Source organism: Bacillus sp. sid0103, from assembly GCF_019219025.1.
The window spans coordinates 1-697 of record NZ_JAHUWN010000098.1 but is presented as its reverse complement, the minus strand read 5'-3'; the positions used below and the strand labels follow the sequence as shown (position 1 = coordinate 697).

The following is a 697-nucleotide window of genomic DNA, read 5'->3' as shown; positions in this document are numbered from 1 at the left end:
GGTTAAGTTAGAAAGGGCGCACGGTGAATGCCTTGGCACTAGGAGCCGATGAAGGACGGGACTAACACCGATATGCTTCGGGGAGCTGTAAGTAAGCTTTGATCCGGAGATTTCCGAATGGGGAAACCCACTGTTCGTAATGGAACAGTATCTTTACCTGAATACATAGGGTATTGAAGGCATACCCGGGGAACTGAAACATCTAAGTACCCGGAGGAAGAGAAAGCAAACGCGATTCCCTGAGTAGCGGCGAGCGAAACGGGACATAGCCCAAACCAAGAGGCTTGCCTCTTGGGGTTGTAGGACACTCAACATGGAGTTACAAAGGAACGGGGTAGATGAAGCGACCTGGAAAGGTCCGTCAGAGAAGGTAAAAACCCTGTAGTCGAAACTTCGTTCCCTCCTGAGTGGATCCTGAGTACGGCCGGACACGTGAAATCCGGTCGGAAGCAGGGAGGACCATCTCCCAAGGCTAAATACTCCCTAGTGACCGATAGTGAACCAGTACCGTGAGGGAAAGGTGAAAAGCACCCCGGAAGGGGAGTGAAATAGTTCCTGAAACCGTGTGCCTACAAGTAGTCAGAGCCCGTTCATGGGTGATGGCGTGCCTTTTGTAGAATGAACCGGCGAGTTACGATCCCATGCAAGGTTAAGTTGAAGAGACGGAGCCGCAGCGAAAGCGAGTCTGAATAGGGCG

The 697-nt window shown here is 51.9% G+C and carries 1 rRNA gene; it reads left to right on the top strand.

Annotated elements, in window-relative coordinates:
* A 23S ribosomal RNA gene (locus KW850_RS32610) occupies nt 1-697 on the top strand; the annotation flags it as partial.